This is a genomic window from Microvirga arvi, assembly GCF_016892765.1.
Lineage (GTDB): Bacteria > Pseudomonadota > Alphaproteobacteria > Rhizobiales > Beijerinckiaceae > Microvirga > Microvirga arvi.
This window is the reverse complement of sequence record NZ_JAFEMD010000195.1, coordinates 1-1,004: the sequence shown is the minus strand read 5'-3', so window position 1 is coordinate 1,004 and position 1,004 is coordinate 1. Positions and strand designations below refer to the sequence as shown.

1 protein-coding gene and 1 pseudogene are annotated in these 1,004 nt (G+C 67.6%); both read right to left on the bottom strand.

Annotation, left to right across the window (positions count from 1 at the left end):
- The gene (locus tag ILT44_RS30495; protein WP_239468650.1) at positions 1-744 is read right to left on the bottom strand and encodes an IS630 family transposase; all 744 of its coding nucleotides are present in this window, start codon (positions 742-744) and stop codon (positions 1-3) included.
- Positions 745-848: 104 nt separating this feature from the next.
- A pseudogene (locus ILT44_RS31600) lies at positions 849-1,004 on the bottom strand (helix-turn-helix domain-containing protein); the annotation flags it as partial.

The following is a 1,004-nucleotide window of genomic DNA, read 5'->3' as shown; positions in this document are numbered from 1 at the left end:
CTAAGCAGGGATTCGCCGGTTGACCAACGAATGGCGGCTTCGTTCGTGATTGAGCTTCATGATGGCTTCGTGGATGGCCTGGTCGAGGTCCTCGGGTCCGGTGAAGGTCTGGTGAGCGAGGTAATGCCGCTTCACATCACGCCATCGCTCCTCGATGTCGTTGAGTTCGGGAGCATACTTTGGCAGCCATTCGACCTTGAGCCAGTGCGCCCGCTGGGCGAGGGCTGCTGTGCTTGCCTTGCTGGTGTGGATGGGACCGTTATCGAGGACGAGCCGAACCGGCTTGGCGCAGCGGCCGGGCTCGGGGCCGTAGCGGCGGTCGAGGGTCTCCAAAAGCGCGATGAAGTCGGTGCTGCGCTTGGTGCGGCTGGTCTGAACGACCAGCTCGCGTGCGGCCCAGTCGAGCACGCCGAGCAGGGCCACCTTGGTGGCCTGTCCGGGTGCCGGGATGCGCAGATCGGCCCCGCGCCTGGCCCAGACATGAGCCAGATAAGGATGGGTGAGCGTCTCGGACTCATCCCCAAACAGCAGCACGATATCGCCGGCCTCAGCCTGCGCCTTCAACAGCCGGCAGCGCAGGCCGATCCGGTCCACGGCATCGGGGTCCTGGCGGGCTTTCAGAGTGTGGCGCGGCCGGCGCCAGCGGAAATCCCCCTTTGGCGCAGCACGACCGACAGGCGCGAGCGCGAGATGCGCACGCCAGAGCGCTTCTCGATCTCGTCGGCCAAGCGCGGCAGCGTCCAATTGGGGCGATCCGCCACCGGCCCGGACAGCACCTCCTCAGCGACTGCCAGGGCGCACGCGGCTTTGACCGGAACCGGGCCCGGGGCGACGGATGTTCGCAACGCCGCGGCTCCGCTCTCCATGAAAGCGCTGCGCCAGAAGCGCACCGTGTCCTCGCGCACCCCGAAGGCCTCGGCGATGCGCAGGCTGGTCCAGCCCATCAGGGTCAGGAGGATCGCCCGAGCCCGATCAGCCTCGCCACGATCCCGCGACCGGCTGAG